General features: G+C 62.1%; 22 protein-coding genes. 11 read left to right on the top strand and 11 right to left on the bottom strand.

The window, feature by feature from the left end; all coding sequences use genetic code 11:
• The first annotated feature begins 154 nt into the window (after nucleotides 1–154).
• Together NKJ00_RS07775 and bmt are read left to right on the top strand one after the other, a co-directional pair.
• Nucleotides 155–1,012: a helix-turn-helix domain-containing protein gene (locus NKJ00_RS07775; RefSeq protein WP_023812292.1), complete on the top strand. Its 858-nt coding sequence runs from the start codon at nucleotides 155–157 to the stop codon at nucleotides 1,010–1,012.
• A gap of 133 nt (nucleotides 1,013–1,145) precedes the next feature.
• Nucleotides 1,146–2,168, top strand: a complete 1,023-nt coding sequence (gene bmt, locus NKJ00_RS07770) for a betaine--homocysteine S-methyltransferase (RefSeq protein WP_023812293.1) — start codon at nucleotides 1,146–1,148, stop codon at nucleotides 2,166–2,168.
• A 15-nt stretch (nucleotides 2,169–2,183) separates the two neighbouring features.
• Here bmt and NKJ00_RS07765 read toward each other — a convergent pair whose 3' ends face one another.
• From NKJ00_RS07765 to NKJ00_RS07755, 3 genes are all read right to left on the bottom strand, one after another.
• Nucleotides 2,184–2,453 carry a hypothetical protein gene (locus tag NKJ00_RS07765; protein ID WP_023812294.1) on the bottom strand — a complete coding sequence of 90 codons (270 nt, stop codon included), beginning with the start codon at nucleotides 2,451–2,453 and terminating at the stop codon, nucleotides 2,184–2,186.
• A gap of 208 nt (nucleotides 2,454–2,661) precedes the next feature.
• Nucleotides 2,662–4,770, bottom strand: coding sequence for a YfbK domain-containing protein (locus NKJ00_RS07760; RefSeq protein ID WP_352609546.1), 2,109 nt, complete (start codon nucleotides 4,768–4,770; stop codon nucleotides 2,662–2,664).
• Between the two features lie 2 nt (nucleotides 4,771–4,772).
• The gene (locus NKJ00_RS07755) at nucleotides 4,773–5,333 is read right to left on the bottom strand and encodes an RNA polymerase sigma factor (protein WP_352609544.1); all 561 of its coding nucleotides are present in this window, start codon (nucleotides 5,331–5,333) and stop codon (nucleotides 4,773–4,775) included.
• A 155-nt stretch (nucleotides 5,334–5,488) separates the two neighbouring features.
• Here NKJ00_RS07755 and NKJ00_RS07750 point away from each other — a divergent pair, with 155 nt between their 5' ends.
• From NKJ00_RS07750 to NKJ00_RS07725, 6 genes are read left to right on the top strand one after another with little or no spacing between them, the layout of a single operon-like run.
• Nucleotides 5,489–5,812 (top strand): ArsR/SmtB family transcription factor, encoded by a 324-nt coding sequence (locus tag NKJ00_RS07750; protein ID WP_023812297.1) that lies wholly within the window; start codon nucleotides 5,489–5,491, stop codon nucleotides 5,810–5,812.
• A complete protein-coding gene (locus NKJ00_RS07745; protein ID WP_023812298.1) occupies nucleotides 5,809–6,234 on the top strand; it encodes an SRPBCC family protein in 426 nt (141 codons plus the stop codon). The genes NKJ00_RS07750 and NKJ00_RS07745 overlap by 4 nt, the downstream gene beginning before the upstream one ends.
• A 54-nt stretch (nucleotides 6,235–6,288) precedes the next feature.
• Nucleotides 6,289–6,510 (top strand): hypothetical protein, encoded by a 222-nt coding sequence (locus NKJ00_RS07740; protein WP_023812299.1) that lies wholly within the window; start codon nucleotides 6,289–6,291, stop codon nucleotides 6,508–6,510.
• An 11-nt stretch (nucleotides 6,511–6,521) separates the two neighbouring features.
• Complete coding sequence (locus NKJ00_RS07735; protein WP_352629347.1) at nucleotides 6,522–6,956, top strand: DUF1801 domain-containing protein; 435 nt, start codon at nucleotides 6,522–6,524, stop codon at nucleotides 6,954–6,956.
• A gap of 29 nt (nucleotides 6,957–6,985) precedes the next feature.
• Nucleotides 6,986–7,378 (top strand): VOC family protein, encoded by a 393-nt coding sequence (locus NKJ00_RS07730; RefSeq protein ID WP_023812301.1) that lies wholly within the window; start codon nucleotides 6,986–6,988, stop codon nucleotides 7,376–7,378.
• Between the two features lie 41 nt (nucleotides 7,379–7,419).
• The gene (locus tag NKJ00_RS07725) at nucleotides 7,420–7,821 is read left to right on the top strand and encodes a DUF1801 domain-containing protein (protein WP_023812302.1); all 402 of its coding nucleotides are present in this window, start codon (nucleotides 7,420–7,422) and stop codon (nucleotides 7,819–7,821) included.
• Between the two features lie 2 nt (nucleotides 7,822–7,823).
• Here NKJ00_RS07725 and NKJ00_RS07720 read toward each other — a convergent pair whose 3' ends face one another.
• Nucleotides 7,824–9,002 (bottom strand): BaiN/RdsA family NAD(P)/FAD-dependent oxidoreductase, encoded by a 1,179-nt coding sequence (locus tag NKJ00_RS07720; RefSeq protein WP_023812303.1) that lies wholly within the window; start codon nucleotides 9,000–9,002, stop codon nucleotides 7,824–7,826.
• Between the two features lie 82 nt (nucleotides 9,003–9,084).
• Nucleotides 9,085–9,672, bottom strand: a complete 588-nt coding sequence (locus NKJ00_RS07715) for a TetR/AcrR family transcriptional regulator (protein WP_023812304.1) — start codon at nucleotides 9,670–9,672, stop codon at nucleotides 9,085–9,087.
• A gap of 139 nt (nucleotides 9,673–9,811) precedes the next feature.
• Here NKJ00_RS07715 and NKJ00_RS07710 point away from each other — a divergent pair, with 139 nt between their 5' ends.
• Complete coding sequence (locus NKJ00_RS07710) at nucleotides 9,812–10,369, top strand: DUF308 domain-containing protein (RefSeq protein WP_352629343.1); 558 nt, start codon at nucleotides 9,812–9,814, stop codon at nucleotides 10,367–10,369.
• A 141-nt stretch (nucleotides 10,370–10,510) separates the two neighbouring features.
• Here NKJ00_RS07710 and NKJ00_RS07705 read toward each other — a convergent pair whose 3' ends face one another.
• The 5 genes from NKJ00_RS07705 to NKJ00_RS07685 form a co-directional block, all read right to left on the bottom strand.
• Complete coding sequence (locus NKJ00_RS07705; RefSeq protein ID WP_352439871.1) at nucleotides 10,511–11,248, bottom strand: dienelactone hydrolase family protein; 738 nt, start codon at nucleotides 11,246–11,248, stop codon at nucleotides 10,511–10,513.
• A gap of 104 nt (nucleotides 11,249–11,352) precedes the next feature.
• On the bottom strand, nucleotides 11,353–12,648 hold the full coding sequence (locus NKJ00_RS07700) for a CynX/NimT family MFS transporter (protein WP_352439870.1): 1,296 nt from the start codon (nucleotides 12,646–12,648) through the stop codon (nucleotides 11,353–11,355).
• Entirely contained in the window at nucleotides 12,645–13,322 is a 678-nt protein-coding gene (locus NKJ00_RS07695) for a FadR/GntR family transcriptional regulator (RefSeq protein ID WP_128304376.1), read from the bottom strand. Before NKJ00_RS07695 ends, NKJ00_RS07700 begins: the two co-directional genes overlap by 4 nt.
• 100 nt (nucleotides 13,323–13,422) lie before the next feature.
• The gene (locus NKJ00_RS07690) at nucleotides 13,423–14,118 is read right to left on the bottom strand and encodes a hypothetical protein (RefSeq protein ID WP_352439869.1); all 696 of its coding nucleotides are present in this window, start codon (nucleotides 14,116–14,118) and stop codon (nucleotides 13,423–13,425) included.
• 89 nt (nucleotides 14,119–14,207) lie between these two features.
• Nucleotides 14,208–15,782, bottom strand: a complete 1,575-nt coding sequence (locus NKJ00_RS07685) for a trimethylamine methyltransferase family protein (RefSeq protein WP_023812310.1) — start codon at nucleotides 15,780–15,782, stop codon at nucleotides 14,208–14,210.
• 276 nt (nucleotides 15,783–16,058) lie between these two features.
• Between NKJ00_RS07685 and NKJ00_RS07680 the strand changes: the two genes are divergently transcribed.
• Nucleotides 16,059–16,757: a cobalamin B12-binding domain-containing protein gene (locus tag NKJ00_RS07680; RefSeq protein WP_023812311.1), complete on the top strand. Its 699-nt coding sequence runs from the start codon at nucleotides 16,059–16,061 to the stop codon at nucleotides 16,755–16,757.
• Nucleotides 16,758–16,842: 85 nt separating this feature from the next.
• Here the strand turns inward: NKJ00_RS07680 and NKJ00_RS07675 are convergent, their stop codons facing one another.
• Nucleotides 16,843–16,983: an entericidin A/B family lipoprotein gene (locus NKJ00_RS07675; protein ID WP_023812312.1), complete on the bottom strand. Its 141-nt coding sequence runs from the start codon at nucleotides 16,981–16,983 to the stop codon at nucleotides 16,843–16,845.
• A 64-nt stretch (nucleotides 16,984–17,047) separates the two neighbouring features.
• On the opposite strand from NKJ00_RS07675, the gene NKJ00_RS07670 reads away from it, so the two are divergent.
• Entirely contained in the window at nucleotides 17,048–17,677 is a 630-nt protein-coding gene (locus tag NKJ00_RS07670; protein WP_352439868.1) for a DUF1638 domain-containing protein, read from the top strand.
• The last annotated feature ends 104 nt before the right edge of the window (nucleotides 17,678–17,781 follow it).

The raw sequence follows: 17,781 nt of genomic DNA, 5'->3' as shown, positions 1-17,781 counted from the left end.
ACTCAACGAGACAAAGTGCACAAACTGTTGCGATTGCGCATTTTCGGCCGCACATGTTATACATTGTAAACAGACTTAGGGATTCATTTACGCCTGAGGCGCGCTCGGAAGCGATTCGGCGCAAATTTTTCCTCAATCGAGGTGGAGCCCGCACATGGACAAGCGCGACCTGTCGACGATCTTCCGCGAACGCCTGAAAATGCTCTTGACACGCTCCGACCTGAACCAGTCGGCCTTCGCGACCGCGGTCGGCATCGACCGCTCGGCGCTATCGCAGCTGCTGTCCGGCGCCTCGACCCGCCTGCCCCGCGCCGAAACGCTGCTCAACATCGCCGCCGAGTTCAAAGTGTCGCTGGACTGGCTACTCGGTCTCAGCCAGGACGAGGGCCTCACCGGCGAAATCCGCGAGAGCCTGGAGATCGAGGAGGCACCCGACGGCTTCGACCGCACCCTGCTGGCCAAATGGCATGCCGAGGCGGCCGGCACCAAGATCCGCTACGTGCCTGCCGGCATTCCCGATCTTCTGCGCACCGAAGCGCTGGTCGACTACGAAGCCGGCATCACCAACAAGAGCCGCCTGGCGCAGGCCGGAGAAACGCAATACCGCATCGACTACAACAGGCGCCCGGAAACCGACATGGAAGTCTGCATGCCGCGCCACACGCTGGAGATCTTCGCCCGCGGGCTGGGTGTCTGGGACCGTTTCCCCGAAGCCGACCGGCGCGCCCAGTTGCTGCACATGGCGACGCTGCTCGACGACCTCTACCCGACCTTCCGGCTGTTTCTCTATGATGGGCGGATGCGCTATTCGATCCCCTACACCATCTTCGGCCCCTATCGTGCCGCCATCTATGTCGGCGACATGTATCTGGTGCTCAACGCCACCCAGCCGATCCAGACGCTGATCCAGCATTTCGACAATCTGATCCGGGCTGCCGACATCAATGCGCACGAGGCGTCCGGCTTTGCGCACAGGCTGGCCGGCATGTCGTTCCCAACAGGCACTGTCTGATTTTCGGCAGCCAAGATCACCACCGCGCCATGGCTCAAGGCGCCGCATGGGCGAATCCGTCCTAGCTATTCATTGACTACACATAAAGACTTCTTTATATCCTTATCCGACTTCGAACATGAAAGCCAATCCGATGACGACCACCAACCCGATCGATGCGCTGCTGGCTGAAAAGGGCGTGCTGCTGGCCGATGGCGCCACCGGCACCAATCTATTCGCCATGGGTCTGGAGGCCGGCGAGGCGCCCGAACTGCTGAACGAGACGGCGCCCGACACCATCACCAGCCTGCACCAGAATTTCGTCGATGCCGGCGCAGACATCATCCTCACGAATTCGTTCGGCGGCACCCGTCACCGTTTGAAGCTTCACCATGCGCAGGACCGCGCGCATGCGCTGAACAAGCGCGCCGCCGAGCTTGCTCGTGCCGTCGCCGACAGAGCCGGCCGCAAGGTGATCGTCGCCGGTTCGGTCGGCCCGACCGGCGAATTGCTGGTGCCGCTGGGCGCCATGACCTATCACGAGGCGGTCGACGCCTTCGCCGAACAGATCGAGGGTCTCAAGGCCGGCGGCGCCGAAGTTGCCTGGATCGAGACGATGTCGGCTCCCGACGAGATCCGCGCCGCCGCCGAGGCGGCCATCCGCGTCGGCTTGCCCTACACCTACACCGGTTCCTTCGACACCGCCGGCCGCACCATGATGGGTCTGCTGCCGAAGGATATCCACGGCGTCACCGACGGGCTGTCGCAGGCGCCGCTCGGCGTTGGCGCCAATTGCGGCGTCGGCGCCTCCGACATCCTGGCCTCGCTGCTCGACATGACCGAGGCGAAGCCGGAAGCGACGGTGATCGTCAAGGGGAATTGCGGCATTCCCGAATTCCGCGGCACCGAGATCCATTATTCCGGCACACCCGAACTGATGGCCGACTATGTCAGGCTCGCCGTCGATGGCGGCGCCAAAATTATCGGCGGCTGCTGCGGCACCTCGTTCCAGCACCTCGCCGCCATGCGCAAGGCGCTCGACGCGCACACCAGGGCGGATCGTCCGACGGTTGCCGCGATCGTCGAACGCATCGGTCCGATGCGCAACAAGGTGGCGACGGAAAACACCGCCGAGACCAGCGAAGCCCGCCGCGAGCGCCGCCGCAGCCGGGCCTGACCCATCGGTTTTCGACTATTCGCTGTTGTCGGCGTAGCTCGACTGCGCCGACTTGAAGTCGACCACATTGTCGCCGCGCATCGTCATCAGCGCGCCTGAAGCGCTGGGGTCGGTGATCTGTTCCAGCATGATGCGGAACCGGTCGTTGGTCAGTGCCGACAGGGCGGTATGGCGCGCCTGCGCGACATCGTCACTGATACGCCTGGATTCCGATGATGGGGCCGATGAAACCGCCGAGGCGTCTGGCGCTGGGGGTATCGAGTTGGCGATAGTCCTGATCTGCAATTTCGGCTCCCTCAAGCCCAGTACACCTGTCCTGCGTAACAAGGAGAGGGTTGCCATCCAGTACCGGAAATGCCGCGCAATTTAACGACCCGGAAAATCCGCGAAAAAAGGCCGGCAAGATTTCCCTCGCCGGCCTGCCTCACCCGCCCGTAGGTCGGTTTCCCCTGTCAGAACGATCCCATCTGAAAGAAACCGGCCGTCATCACCACTACCGGTTACCGCCCAGCGCCGAGGCAAGGCGCACAAGTGAAAGGAACTCGGACCTGTACCCAAACGGGTCGGCCCCTCGAGCGGCAGTGGCGATCTCCATGATCTTGTCGTAGCCAAACTTCGCGGTCGCATCCTCGTCGCGCAGCTTCTGGCCGAAGGCGGCAACCGCGACGGAGAAGCGCTGATCGGCGCTGGCCTGGTCGAAGGACGAAATCTCGTTGGCCGAGGTCACCGGCGTGGTGATCAGCTTCGAGACGTCTTCATTCGGCAGCTTGTAGCGGATCTTGACGAAGGCATATTCGTCCGCGTTGGCGACGCCGCCATTGTCCACCGACGCCTGGCCGTAGCGCAGCGGATCGATCTGCTCGCCGCCGCTGCCCTTTGGCGTGATTTCATAGATCGCGGTAACGGAATGGCCCGAACCAATGTCGCCGGCATCGACGCGGTCATTGTTGAAATCCTCGCGGTTCAAGGCGCGGGTCTCGTAGCCGATCAGGCGATATTCCGAGACCTTGTTCGGGTTGAACTCGACCTGGATCTTCACGTCCTTTGCGATAGTGAACAACGTCGACGAAGCATCCTCGACCAGCACCTTTTCGGCCTCGGCCAGCGTATCGATATAGGCGGCGGTGCCGTTGCCGTTCTGCGCGATGGTCTGCATCATCTGGTCGTTCAGATTGCCGCGGCCGAAGCCGAACACCGACAGGAAGACACCGCTCTTGCGCTCGCTTTCGATCAGCCGCTTAAGGTCGTCGTCATCGGTCTGGCCGACATTGAAGTCGCCGTCGGTGGCGAGCATCACCCGGTTGACGCCGTCCTTGACGAAGGATTTTTGCGCCAGCCTGTAGGCTTCCTTGATGCCCGCCTCACCGGCCGTGCTGCCGCCGGGCGTCAGATTGTCGATGGCGCTGAGGATCTTGTCCTTTTCGGACGCCTTGGTCGGCTCCAGGACTGTGCCGGCGTCACCGGCATAGGTGACGATCGAAATGGTGTCGTCGGCCTTCAGCTTGCTGACCAGCAGCCGGAAGGCCGATTTGAGCAGCGGCAGCTTGTCCGGCTCGTCCATCGAGCCCGAGACATCGATCAGGAACACCAGATTGGCCTTCGGCTGCTCGGTCGGCTTGACGTCAAAACCCTTGATGGCGACATGCATCAGCCTGGTCTGCGTGTTCCACGGCGTCGGCATGACGCTGACGGTCGAGTTGAACGGCGTCGAGGCGGAGTCCGGCCCCTTCCAGTCATAGGGGAAGTAATTGATCATCTCCTCGACGCGAACAGTATCGGCTTGCGGCAGAGTGCCTTGCTTCAGCGAACTGCGCACGAAGGAATAGGAGGCCGTGTCGACGTCGATCGAGAAGGTCGAGACCGGGTCCTCGAGTGCCGCATGCACCGGATTGGTCTTGAAATCCTCGATACGGTCGCGATTTTCCTCCTGCGGCAGCATCTGGTCGGCCGGCGCCATGGCCGGCTGCTGCGGCGCCATCAGCTTCGACTCCGCCGCCATGCGGGCTCGCGAGGTACTGGGTACACTTGCAGCGCCATCCAGTGCGAATTCACCTGTCGGTGCCGGTGGCGCAGGCTCGGCCAGCACACCGCGCTCCAGCGCATTTTGTTGTGCAGCGCCCCCAGCAACGGTCGATTCGGATTTCTGCGGCGAGGCCGGCGCCACAAGCGCATCGGTGGCGTCGCGGCTTTCCACATCGGCGTCCGCCTTCTTGTCCTTCTCCAACTCGCCGCGCTTCGGCTCGGCGGTCGTCGGCTTCACCGTCGTCGGCTTGTCGGCCAGCGTCTCGGTGATCTTCTCGTCGCCGCCGAATTTGGGCGGCTGTTCCCTCAGCAGATGGAAGGTGGCGTATCCGGCGATCGGCAGGGCGACGAGCCCGGCAAGAGCCGGCGTGGCAATGAGTTTCTTTTGCATGATCTCGCTCCAGAGCTTTTGTGCTCGCTCTGTGAGACGAAGCCCGCCAACCGATCCTTGGGAGACAGCAGAAATATTTTCCTGATCATAGGCGCGCAGGGCGGCCTCGAAGGCACGTGCCTTGGCATCCTTGGCGGGCGCCAGTGCTGCGATATCGCGCAGTCTGTTGAGTTCATTGTCGTCGACCATGGTCACACTTCCCCGGCCGCGCGCATCAGCGTCTTCAGCCGTTTCTTCGCTTCATGGATGTGCCAGGAAACCGTCGTCTCCGAGATCGCCATCGCCTCGGCGGCGGCCGCGTGGCTCAATCCTTCGCCATAGACCAAAAGCACGGCGTCGCGCTGCTTGTCCGGCAATTGCCGCACCGCGGCCCATAGCGCTTCGGCGGGGTCTTCCGGTTCGATCGACGCCTCGCCCGAGATCAGTGCATGGACGCCATAGGCCTCTGTCTTGACTGTCTCGCGGGCGGATTTGCGCATCATGTCGCGCGCGGCGTTCAGGGTCACGGAATAGAGCCATGTGGTGAAGGCGCCGCCGCCGCGATAGTCGCGGATCGCCTTGCCCAGCCTGACGCAGACTTCCTGGGCTATGTCTTCGGCATCGGCCTTCCTGCCGCACCAGCGATAGGCAGCGCGATAGACGAAGTCATAGTGCCTTTCCAGCAATGTGCTGAAGGCCCCCCTGTCTCCGCCCTTCGCCCGCCCGATCAGTTCGGCGTCGGAGGCTTCGCTCTCATCCAGCATCATCGCCATCATTTGCCTGTTGGACGAAGGCTAATGGCTAATCCTTGGGGCAATGGAAAGATTTTTTTGGAAACCGCCGGATCGTGACCGCCGGCACCCCGCTTGACACATCCATATCTCGGCGGTTATACGTCAATCAATAGCCACCGGGTTATCGATCCAAAATGAACAACGCTCACGACGTCCTCTTCAGAACGCTCTCCGATCCGACGCGTCGTGCGATCTTCGAGCGCCTGTGCCGGCAAGGCGAGCAGACGGTCGGTGCCCTGACGGCTCAGTCGGGGGTCTCGCAGCCGGCGGTGTCGAAGCATCTCGGCGTGCTCAGGCAGGCCGGGCTCGTGCGTGACCGCCATCAAGGACGGCAGACCCATTATAGCGCCCAGCTCGCAGCACTTTCCCCGCTGACCGACTGGACGAACCAGATGAATGCGTTCTGGCAGAGCCGGTTCGATGATCTCGAAAATTTGCTCAAAAGAATGGACCAATGACCAACATCGCGACCGAAACGCGCTCCGTCATCGTCGAACGTGAGATCCCCTATCCGCCGGAAAAAATCTGGCGCGCGCTGACCCAGCCGCATCTCATCGAGGAATGGTTGATGAAGAACGACTTCCAGCCAGTCGTGGACCACCGTTTCAAGCTGCGAAAGGAACCGCAACTTGACGTGAGCATCGTTGTCGACTGTCAGGTAACAGCCGTCGAGCTGAACAAGACACTGTCCTACACGTGGCAGGCCTATGGCCTTGAGAGTGTCGTCACCTGGACTCTCCTGCCGACCAGCACGGGCACCCGGTTGCGCATGGAACAGTCCGGCTTCCGGCCGGATCAGGAGCAGGCGTACCGGGGCGCGACGAGCGGGTGGCGGCAGTACCTTGCAAATCTGAGTCAAGTCCTGGCGCGGATAGATTGAAACCCGCCGGTGCGGATCGGTGGTCCGCGTCGGCTGTTTTGACAGGAGGAACTATTGGACTGGAACATGTGGGTTCGGCAAATTCATCGCTGGCTGTCGATCATCTTTACGCTGACCGTCATCGCCAACTTCGCCACCATGGCATTCGGGCAGCCTCCCGCCTGGGTGGTCTACTCGCCGCTCCTGCCGCTCTTCCTGCTGCTGTTCAGCGGCCTGTACATGTTCGTGCTGCCCTATGCCGCCAAGGGACGCGGCGCGCAGCGTGCGCGCGGATAGGAGTGGGTAGAATGGTCAAGACACAGGGTCAATTGACCAAGGCTGCGCCAGTGCTGCTCTCGGGCGGCAACCCGCAAATCGCCAAGGGCGATGGTGACGCCCCGGTGCAGGCCTATATCGCTGCGATGCCGGGTTGGAAGCGCGGCCTGGGCGAACGCCTCGACGCGCTCATCGAGCGCAACGTGCCGGACGTCCGCAAAGCCGTGCGATGGAACTCGCCCTTCTACGGCATCGAAGGCCAGGGCTGGTTCGTGTCGTTTCATGTCTTCACCCACTATTTGAAGGTGACCTTTTTCAGTGGCATCTCATTGCAGCCGATCCCACCAGGCGGCACGGCAAAGAGCAAGGATGTGCGCTGGATCGACATCCGCGAAGACCAGTTCGACGAGGCGCGGATGGCGGACTGGGTCAAGCAGGCGGCCGCGCAGCCCGGCTGGATCCCGTAACGGCCGAATAACACACAGGAGAAAGAGCGATGAAGATCAAGCTGACCAGCGTGTATGTGGACAACCAGGAAAACGCACTGCGCTTCTACACCGACGTGCTGGGCCTCGCCAAAAAAGCCGATTTCAGCAACGGGCCTTTTCGCTGGCTGACAGTGATCTCAGCCGACGAGCCTGATGGAACCGAGCTGCAACTCGCGCTCAACGACAACCCGGCCGCCAAGGCCTATCAGGAAGCCATCTTCGAGCAGGGCCAGCCCGCGATCATGTTCTTCACCGACGACGTCAAGGGCGACTACGAGCGCATCAAGGCGAAGGGCGGCGCGTTCACCATGCCGCCGACCGAGGTGACCGGTTCGACCATCGTCCAGCTGAACGACAGCTGCGGCAATCTCGTTCAGATCACCCAACTGACGCGCTGGTGACAGGCAGCGGTTGAACGCGTCGAGGCACAGGAAGGCACCCAATGACCCCCTCGCAACAAATCGACCAATTGATCGCTGGCCTCTCGGACTGGCGCGGCGAGACGCTCGCCCGCATCCGCAAGACCATCCTTGCAGCCGACCCGGACATCGTCGAGGAGTGGAAGTGGATGGGCAGCCCGGTATGGTGCCTCGACGGCAACATCGTGGTCGGCAACGCCCACAAAGACAAGGTGAAGCTGACCTTTTCCCATGGCGCCAGCCTGCCGGACCCCGACAAGCTGTTCAACAACGGTTTTGGCGGCAAGGTGTGGCGGGCAATCGACATGTTCGAGGGCGAAAAGCTCGACGAGGGCGCCCTGAAAGACCTCGTCCGTGCCGCCATCGATTACAACCAGGCCAAAAAGAAGAAGAAGGCGGCTGCTGGGACGAAGCCACGGACGTAAGTCTAGGCCGCCTGCCCCGCCACCCAGCCCGATGACCATGCCCACTGGAAATTATAGCCGCCCAGCCAACCCGTGACATCGACGACTTCGCCGATGAAAAACAGGCCCGGCACGGATTTCGCCTGCATCGTCTTCTGGTCCAGCCCGTTGGTGTCGACCCCGCCCAGCGTCACTTCGGCGGTGCGGTAGCCCTCCGAGCCGGCAGGCTTGATGCGCCAGTCATTGACTGCGGCAGTTATGGTTTTCATCTGGGCGTCGGAAAGATCGGCAAGGTTGCCGTCGATCCCGGTGCGCTCGGCGATCGACTGCGCAAGCCGCTTCGGCAGATGATTTGCCAGCACCGTCTGTACCGCTTGCCGCCCATTGCTTCGCTTGGCCACGCGGATGAGGTCCGCCACGTCAACTCCCGGCAGCATGGCGATGCGGATTTCATCGCCCTCGCGCCAATAGGACGAGATCTGCAGGATGGACGGTCCGCTGACGCCGCGATGCGTGAACAGCATCGCTTCGGAGAACCGCGTCTTGCCGCAGGCGACTTCCGCGTCCACGGCATTGCCGGCCAGCGGCGCCAGCCGCTCGAGCGTGTTTGCGTCGAAGGTCAGCGGAACCAGCGCCGGCCGCGTTTCGACAACAGCAAGGCCGAACCGTTCGGCAAGCTCATAGCCGAAACCGGTCGCCCCCATCTTGGGGATCGACTTGCCGCCGCAGGCCACGACCAGCGACTGGCAAGTAACCAAGCCTGTGAAGAGGGTGAGCGCAAACCCCTCCACGGTTTTGCGGACATCCTCAACGCTGGCCGAGAGCGCCAGCTCCACGCCCCTGCCCCGCATTTCCGAGACCAGCATGTCGATGATCTGGCGTGCGGAGCCATCGCAGAACAGCTGCCCAAGCGTCTTCTCGTGATAGGCAATGCGGTGGCGTTCGACGAGGGCGATGAAATCGCGCTGCGTGTGGCGGCTGAGCGCCGAAATGCAGAAATGCGGATTGCCCGACAGAAAATTCTTCGGGCTGGCATGGATGTTGGTGAAATTGCACCGGCCGCCGCCGGAGATGCGGATCTTCTCGCCAGGCATTGCCGCATGATCGAGGATCAGCACCGAACGGCCGCGCTTGGCCGCCTCCACGGCGCACATCATTCCGGCGGCACCCGCGCCGATGATCACGACATCATAGGATTGCATCAGGCTATTCGTTTCCGCTCGACCCACTCACATGGGGCCGCGCCATTTGTGCTGCCTGATACCACTTTGGCCCGACAGTTTTCTAGCAATTCCGTCCCAGCAGCATGGTGATCTGGAGGGTGACGATTGTGGTGAACAGCCCGGGATCACTGAAAGCCCTCGCGGACAGCATTGCCCCATGAACCGATGCCATCAGCATCTGGGCCTCCTCCTCCGGCCGGTTGTTCAAGCGGAACAAGTCCTGCTCCATTCCAGCCCGCAGCACCGACGTAAGCCATCCCGCGAGATTTTGGAAATGGGCACGAACGCGTGATGCGACCTCTTCCGGCAGCATCTGCATCTCGCCGGCGAGCATCGCGCAGACGCAGAAGGACGGCGAGGCATCGCGAATGCATGTCCGCCAATAGTTCATGTAGGACTGCAGTTGTTCAGCAGGGCTTGAGAGTTCTCCCCGGAGAGACTCCAAACCCACTTCGGCCTGCCGCCTGTAACGATCCACCAGCACCGAAACCAGCTCGGCCTTCGTCGGAAAATGATGGTGGATGCTCGCCTTCCTGATCCCGATGGCAGCCGAGATATCGGCATAGCTGAACCCGTTGTAGCCTCCCGCGACGATGAGAGACTGCGCGACATCGAGGATCTTTTCTGAAGTCGAAGCCATTGATTCCATATCGCTGCCTACCTTCTGGTAGGCGAACTGTCAAGGTTATGCATCGTTCCCGATTCTCACAGGGAGGTGTCCGGAGATCGGGTTGACTTAGAGGTTTTGGCTACCTACTAATAGGTAGATAGCAATAAGGAATCTGCCGATGCAAAACCAATCTTTCACCCATTCCGGATGGCTACGATCCTATTATTTCGTACGCGCCATATTTTCTATCGCCTGGGTTGCTGCCGCCATCCTATTCAACGGGCAACCCGGTCCCACCGCGCTTCTGCTCGTGATCTACCCCGCATGGGACGCCCTCGCCAATCTGGTTGACGCCAGGGTAAATGGCGGCCTGAAAGCCAACTCGTCCCAGGCATTGAACGTCGTGGTCAGCCTGATAACGACGCTCGCTGTCATCGTGGCGGTCGCCAACAGCATGTATGCCGTTCTGGCCGTGTTTGGGGTTTGGGCGATCCTCTCGGGCCTGCTACAGCTGAACACGGGATTAAAGCGTTGGCGCTACCAAGGCGCACAATGGGCGATGATCCTGAGTGGTGCGCAGTCGGCCCTCGCTGGCGGCTTCATGATCAGCCGATCCCTCGGCACGGCTGCGCCGACGATTCTGGACATCGCCCCTTATGCCGGGTTCGGCGCGTTTTACTTTCTGCTCTCCGCAATTTGGCTTGTCGTAGCAGCCTATCGCAAGGCAAACGCCTAGGCGCAGCCTGATCCGGCGGCGGCAAGGTGAACAGTCATCTGCCGCCGTCGAAAGGGCAAGCATCGCTCACTCTTCGCCGCATCGGCTGCCATTCTGGTTCAAAGTCACGTAGCGTCCTGCTCAGGGGCGCGACCCCTGACCTTAGATCAGCGTCTCGGCGAACAACGTCGTCAGCCGCTTCCAATGGCGTTCGGCACCCGCGGCATTGAAAACGCTATGATCGGGCACGCACCAGCCATGCGCCATGCCGGCATAGTTCTCGATGACGTGGTCGACTTCCGCAACCCGCAACGCTTCCTCCAATCGCATCGATTGTTCCGGCGGGAAACTTCTGTCGACACCCGACATGCCGATATAGACGCGCGCCTTGATGGAGGCTGCCTTACGATGCGGGCTGTCGGCGGCGTCGCTGGCCAGATTGCCGCCATGGAAGCTTGCCGCCGCCTTGATCCTGTCGGGATAGGTTGCAGCCGCATTCAGTGCCCGGCCGCCACCCATGCAATAGCCGACGGTACCGATCGGCCCGGTGATGCCTTCCGCCGCAAGCGCGTCGAGGAATGCACCGCTGTCGCTGATGGTCATCTCCTGCGTCGTGCCGGTGACCAGCGCCATCAGCGCTGTCTTGGTCTTTTCCTCGACGAACGCGGTCTTGGCGTCGAACGGCCCGTAAGGCGCGTTGCGGTAGAACAGGTCGGGCACCAGCACCGCATAACCTTCATTCGCCAGCCGCTCGGCCAGGCTGTCGAGCGCCGGTCGCGGACCGAAGGCGTCCTGATAGAGAATGACGCCGGCCTTGGCAGGAGATGCGTTTGCCGAGTGAAAAAGCCCTGCTTTGGCAACGCCATCCCTGGTCTTGATCTGCAGGTCCTGCTTCGTCATCGCCCGCTCCGTTCGATTGATGCGCGATACATATCCGGCCAAGCCGATACGGCAAGGCGTTCCCTGAACCTGACAGTCAACATTTCGTGCAGGATTGCTTGACGCTATTGCTCGCCCTCGCGCACGGTCCGCGCGCCGACATGCAGCGCACGGCCGGCACCGAGCCCCATGATGGCTACGCCAAGCCCGAGCGCGACGAACAGGAACGCCGTCCCCGAAAAACTGCCGGTCCAATCGCGGATCAGGCCCACCAGCAGCGGGCCGAATGCCGCCAGTACATAGCCGACGCCTTGCGCCATGCCTGAAAGATGCGCGGCGACATGCGAATCCGGCGAACGCAGCACGATCAAGCTCATGGCAGCCGCGATAAGGCCCCCCTGCCCAATGCCTTGCAGGACCGCCCAGAACAGCACCGTCGAGGTCGGCGCAAAGAGAATGCCGAGCAGCGCGATCACCGCCGTGGCAACGAGCGCCACATTGATGCCGCGCTGGTCCTTCAGCCGCATCGCAAAGGATGGCACGGCGAGGCACGTGATGACCTGCGCCATCACCGACACCGAAACCATCGCACCGGCGGTGGCCGCGTCAAAGCCGCGCTCGCGCAGGATCGGCGCCAGCCAGCCGAAGATGCAATAGGCAAGTGCCGACTGCAGCCCCATGAACAGCGTCACCTGCCAAGCCAGGCGATCGCGCCAAAGCCCGACGACGTGAAAGCCGCGATGACTGACCTGCCGACGGCTGCCCAGCGCCTGCGGAATCCAGATCAAAAGCACGACCAATGTAGGCACCGCCCAAGCAGCGAGTGCCCCGGACCATGAACCGGTGACAAAATGCTCGATCGGCAGCGTGAAGCCCGCGGCGGCGGCCGAACCGGCGCAGAGCGCCATGGTGTAGAGCCCGGTCATGACAGCGGCCCTGTCGGCGAAATCGCGCTTCACCAGGCCCGGCAGCAGCACATTGCCGATGGCAATCGAGCCGCCGGCCAGGAAGGTGGCGACAAACAGCAGGGGAACCGTACCGAACCAGCGCAGCCCTGTTCCCAGCACCAGCAGCGCGAGTGCACCCAGTAAAGTGCGTTCGGCCCCGTAGCGCTGCGCAAGCCTTGGCGCGAAGGGCGCGAACAGGCCGAGGCACAGGACGGGCAGCGTCGTCAGCAGGCTCGCGCCCGTCGTCGAAAGACCGGTTGCCTGCATCACCTCGGGCAACAGCACCGACAGGCTGGAAAACAGCGGCCTCAAGCTGAAGGCGATCAGCACAAGGCTTGCGCCAAGCACGATGCGCGCCGCACGGCTGCGCAGTTCAGGCGGCTGCGGCATGGGCAGGCTGTCGGCCTCGGCATCGATGAGTTCCAGACCCTCGACCTCGGCCTTCGGATCAGGCTGACGAAAACTCTGGTTCATTGCGAAAGCAGTCTTTCAAGTTGGGCAAGCACCGGCGCCATGAAGGCTCGGACGGCGGCAACGGCGCGCTCGGGATCGCTCGCGGCAATGGCGTCGACGATTGCCGCATGCGCCTGGTGGTCCGGTTCGGGCAGATCGCCGTCGATGGTGGCATGGATGGTCTCGGTGATGGCGGCGGTGAAGAAGTCATAGAGCTCCATCATCGCCCTGTTGCCGGACGCCGCGACGACGGATTTGTGGAAAGCAAGATCGCGCCGGATGAAGGCTTCGCTTCCGCCGTCGGCGACGGTGCCGCGCGCGGCAAGCAATTGCCGCATCCGCTCGAGGTCGGCTGGCGTGTGACGCAAGGCGGCGAGCCTCGCGGCCTCGAGGTCCAGCGCCGCCCGCGCCTCCCACTGATCGCGCAAGCCGCTGCGTTTGACCCGGTCAAGCGCGGCAGAAGTATCGACGGCGGAGCGCACATAGGTGCCCGAGCCCTGACGCGTATTCAGCAACCCCTGCGAGACCAGCACCCGCACCGCCTCGCGGACGGTGCCCCGACTGACCGACAGAAGGTCGGTCAGAGCTGCCTCGTTGGGGATACGCTCGCCGACACCCCAGCGGCCGCTGACGATTTCAGCCCGCAGGCTCTCGGTGGCGCTGTCGGTGAGATTGGTTCGGATAGCAGGTTGCATCGGCCTATTCATCAAGTCATCAGATGACTTGATGAATAGGCTTGCTTCTAACTGCCGTCAAGATGCTCGAAGCGAACGAGCACCACGTAATGGGAATGGATCAGTTGGTGGCTCGTGCGAAGCTCGCCATGTGGTAGGCCTGAACCTCCGGCGGATAGCGATACTCCGTGCCATAGGGGCACGCATTGCGATCAAGGCAGCCGCCGCTGCGGCAAGGCGAGCCGCCGGCTCCACGCACATGCGTCAGGCAGGATTGATAAGCAAATCCTTGCGCGGAATAGGCGTCGGCCGGACAAGATTTCAGGCAAGGTTTCTCGACGCAGCTATCGCAAAGGTGAGGCGCCGTTTCGCCGGCTTGAATCGGAAGCTCGTCCTCGAACAGCAGCGCACCGCGATAGGCATGCCATAGCCCGTATTGCGGATGCATGAGGATGCCGAGCGGCGACGGCTTCAGTCCCTCCGCCCGCATCGCCCATTGCTGAAACGGCAGATAAGGTCTGTCGGAAGGGGAAACGGCTCGCGCCCCGAATGCCTCGGCCACGGCTCCGATCACTTCGCGCGACCACGTGTCGAGCGGATTGGCGATGGTCTGCGATTGCTTGTCGATCCAGCGCAGGAAATGCGGCCAAGGCGCTGCACCCGCCTGCCCGACCAGCAGGACGGATTTGACGGGAGCACCTGAGAGGTCGGCAAACGGGGTTTCGCTCGCTCCGCACTTGAAGCCGCCGCGCAGGATGAGGCCATGGGCCGAAAGCACGGTCGCGATGTCCTCAACCCGGCGCCCCGCGGCAATCATTCCTTCTTGACCGGATCGGAGAACGCGCTCCGCCAGACTTCCTTGTGGATGATGTTGGCGACTTTAGCCCCGCCTGACTCGGGCTCCTTTCAAGTGAAGGCGTCGGGCATCGACCCCTTCTTCTTGGCGATGAAGTCCTGCAACGCTTCGTCGATGCTCGGATCGAGATACGGCGCCTCGTAGCTTTCCAGCCAGCGGCGGGCAAGTTCGTTGGCACGCTGCGGCGCGGTCTTCTCGCCTTCGGCCAGCCACTGCTCGTAGGAATTGTTGTCGGCGATGTTGGAGCGGTAGAAGGCGGTCTGGAAATTGGCCTGGGTGTGGTCGCAGCCGAGATAGTGGCTGCCGGGGCCGACCTGGCGGATGGCGTCCATCGCCTGGCCGTTTTCCGACAGGTCGACGCCCTCGGAAAACTTCTGCGTCATGCCGAGCTGATCGATGTCCATCATGAACTTCTCATAACAGGACGCGAGCCCGCCCTCGAGCCAGCCGGCAGAGTGCAGCACGAAGTTGGTGCCGGCCAGGATGGTCGAGTTCAGCGTGTTGGCGCTTTCATAGGCCGCCTGAGCATCCGGAACCTTGGACGCGCAGAGCGAGCCGCCGGTGCGGAACGGCAGGCCCAGCCGACGCGCCAGCTGTGCGGCGCCATAAGACACCAGCGACGGCTCCGGCGTGCCGAAGGTCGGCGCTCCCGACTGCATCGAAATCGACGAGGCGAAGGTGCCGAACAGCACCGGCGCGCCGGGACGGATCAACTGCGTGAACGAGGCGCCGGCCAGCACTTCGGCCAGGACCTGCGTTAGCGTGCCGGCCACCGTCACCGGGCTCATCGCGCCCGCAAGGATGAACGGCGTGACGATGCAGGCCTGGTTGTGGCGCGCATAGACTTTCAGCGCGCCGAGCATGGTCTCGTCGAACACCATCGGCGAGTTGGCGTTGATCAGGCTGGTCAGCACCGTGTTGTTCTCGACGAAATCGTCGCCGAAGACGATCTTGGCCATGGCGACGGTGTCTTCGGCGCGTTCCGGCGCGGTCACCGAGCCCATGAACGGCTTGTCGGAATATTTGATGTGGCTGTAGATCATGTCGAGGTGGCGCTTGTTGACCGGCACGTCGACGGGCTCACACACCGTGCCGCCCGAATGGTGGATCGACGGCGCCATATAGGCGAGCTTCACGAAATTCTGGAAATCCTCGATCGTCGCATAACGCCTGACGCCATCGAGGTCACGCACGAAGGGCGGACCGTAGACCGGCGCAAAGACGGTGGCATTGCCGCCGATCTGCACCGAACGCTCGGAATTGCGCGCATGCTGGGTGTAGACGGACGGCGCGGTCTTGAGCAGCGAACGGCACAGCCCCTTCGGAAAGTGCACGCGCTCGCCCTTGACGTCGGCGCCGGCCTCTTTCCACAGTTGCAGCGCTTCCGCGTCATCACGGAAGATGATGCCGATCTCCTCGAGCACCGTGTCGGTGTTCTTCTCGATCAGCGCCAGGCCTTCCTCGTCCAGCACCTCGTAAACGTTGATCTTGCGCTTGATGTAGGTGAGCTGCGTACCCGGGCCACCGCCCGAACGTGCTGCCCGCCGGGCTGCAGCCCCGCCACTGGCGCCACGCCCACGTCGCGCGTTTGACGCTTCCTGATCGACTGCCGCGTGTTCGCTCATGGTGGTTCTTCCCTGAATCTGTTCTTGTCTGGAATCCATAGCGGCTGCATCTCGCCGCTTCTTGCCAGATCGTAGCCATGCACCCTATTCGAAACGGCCCGCCAGCGCCAACGCCTGTCGCAAAATCGACAAGAATTCCAAGAGAGTTACGGTCGCTTTCCTTTTGCGGGAAGTCGCAAATCAGCTATGGATACCTGCCCCCAGCGGGTTAGGTATGAACGCGAATATTTTGTGCCTTGCGACGCACGTCGCGATGCCGGCAGGAGCTCGATACAAATGGCCGACGACGAGATCATCCTTTCCGAACTTTCCGACGACGAGTTGGTGCAGCAGATGCACGACGATCTCTATGACGGGCTGAAGGAAGAGATCGAGGAAGGCACCAACATCCTGCTCGAGCGCGGCTGGGTGCCCTACAAGGTGCTGACCGAGGCGCTGGTCGAAGGCATGCGCATCGTCGGCGAGGATTTTCGCGACGGCATCCTGTTCGTGCCCGAAGTGCTGTTGTCGGCCAATGCGATGAAGGCCGGCATGTTCATCCTGCGTCCGCTGCTCGCCGCCACCGGCGCGCCGAAGCAGGGCAAGATGGTCATCGGCACCGTCAAGGGCGACATCCACGACATCGGCAAGAACCTCGTCGGCATGATGATGGAAGGTGCTGGCTTCGACGTCATCGATCTCGGCATCAACAATGCGGTCGAGAAATATCTCGATGCGATCGAACAGCACCAGCCCGACATCATCGGCATGTCGGCCCTGCTGACCACGACCATGCCCTATATGAAGGTCGTCATCGACACGATGAAGGAAAAGGGCATCCGCGACGACTATGTCGTGCTGGTCGGCGGCGCGCCGCTGAACGAGGAATTCGGCAAGGCCGTCGGCGCCGATGCCTATTGCCGAGACGCGGCGGTGGCGGTCGAGACCGCCAAGGACTACATGAAGCGCAAGCACAATGTGCGCGCTTCGGCCTGATTGGCCAATTCGGCCGGAGAACAGGAAAAGCCGCGCCTTGCAGCGCGGCTTTTTTGTTCCCAGATGAAGAAAGGCCGGGTGCGGATCAGGGATTGTTGACGGTGTCCTCGACCGCATTGGCGGTTGATTTGACGTCCTTGCCGACGCCTCGGACGGTGTTCGCACAAGCCGTGAGGGCCAGGGCGCAGGTCAAGATGGCAATTGGCGTGATGCGTAGCAGTTTCATGGACGGTGTCTCCCTCAATAGATAAATTAGCGCTACAGCAACGAAGGCCGGCTCGACGGGTTCCATGGCCAAGACGCAAAAAACGAAACCGAATCAAGACGACAGGCTGCTCGTTATCGCCTGTGGGATGATTGCGCGCGAAATTCTGGCCGTCAAGGAACAGCTCGGACTGGATCACCTCGACCTGACCTGCCTGCCGGCGGAATTCCATTTCTACCCGGACCGCATCGCTCCGGCCATGGACAAGGCAATCGAAAAGGCCAAGGCCGAAGGCTACAGCAACATCTTCGTCGGCTATGCCGATTGCGGCACCGGCGGCCTGCTCGACAGGGTCTGCGAGAAGCATGGCGTCGAGCGCATGGCCGGCCCGCATTGCTTCGCCTTCTACCAGGGCATGGAGGCCTACGCGAAGGTCGCAGACGACGACATGATGTCGTTCTACATGACCGACTTCCTCTGCCGGCAGTTCGACGCCTTCTTCATGAAGCCGCTCGGCCTCGACAAGCACCCGGAACTGATCAAGGACTATTTCGGCAACTACGAGAAGCTGATCTATCTGGCCCAGACCAATGATCCGGAACTCGACAAGGTCGCCGAAAAGGCCGCCAAAATGCTCGGTCTCGTTTATGAACGCCGCGCCACTGGCTATGGCGACCTGACGGTCGGAATGGCGCAGGCGGCTGCACACGCCTGAAGCAATTCTTGACCCGCTATGCTCCAACCCTGGATGACAGGCCATCGAGAACGGGTAAGTTGTGCGCCACAAGGCAACAGGCCCTCCAGCCATTCGAACGTGGA

Origin of the sequence: Mesorhizobium sp. M0227 (genome assembly GCF_040321855.1) — a bacterium.
Classification (GTDB): Bacteria; Pseudomonadota; Alphaproteobacteria; order Rhizobiales; family Rhizobiaceae; genus Mesorhizobium.
The sequence above is the reverse complement of the archived record's forward strand: the minus strand, read 5'-3'. Positions and strand labels throughout refer to the sequence as shown.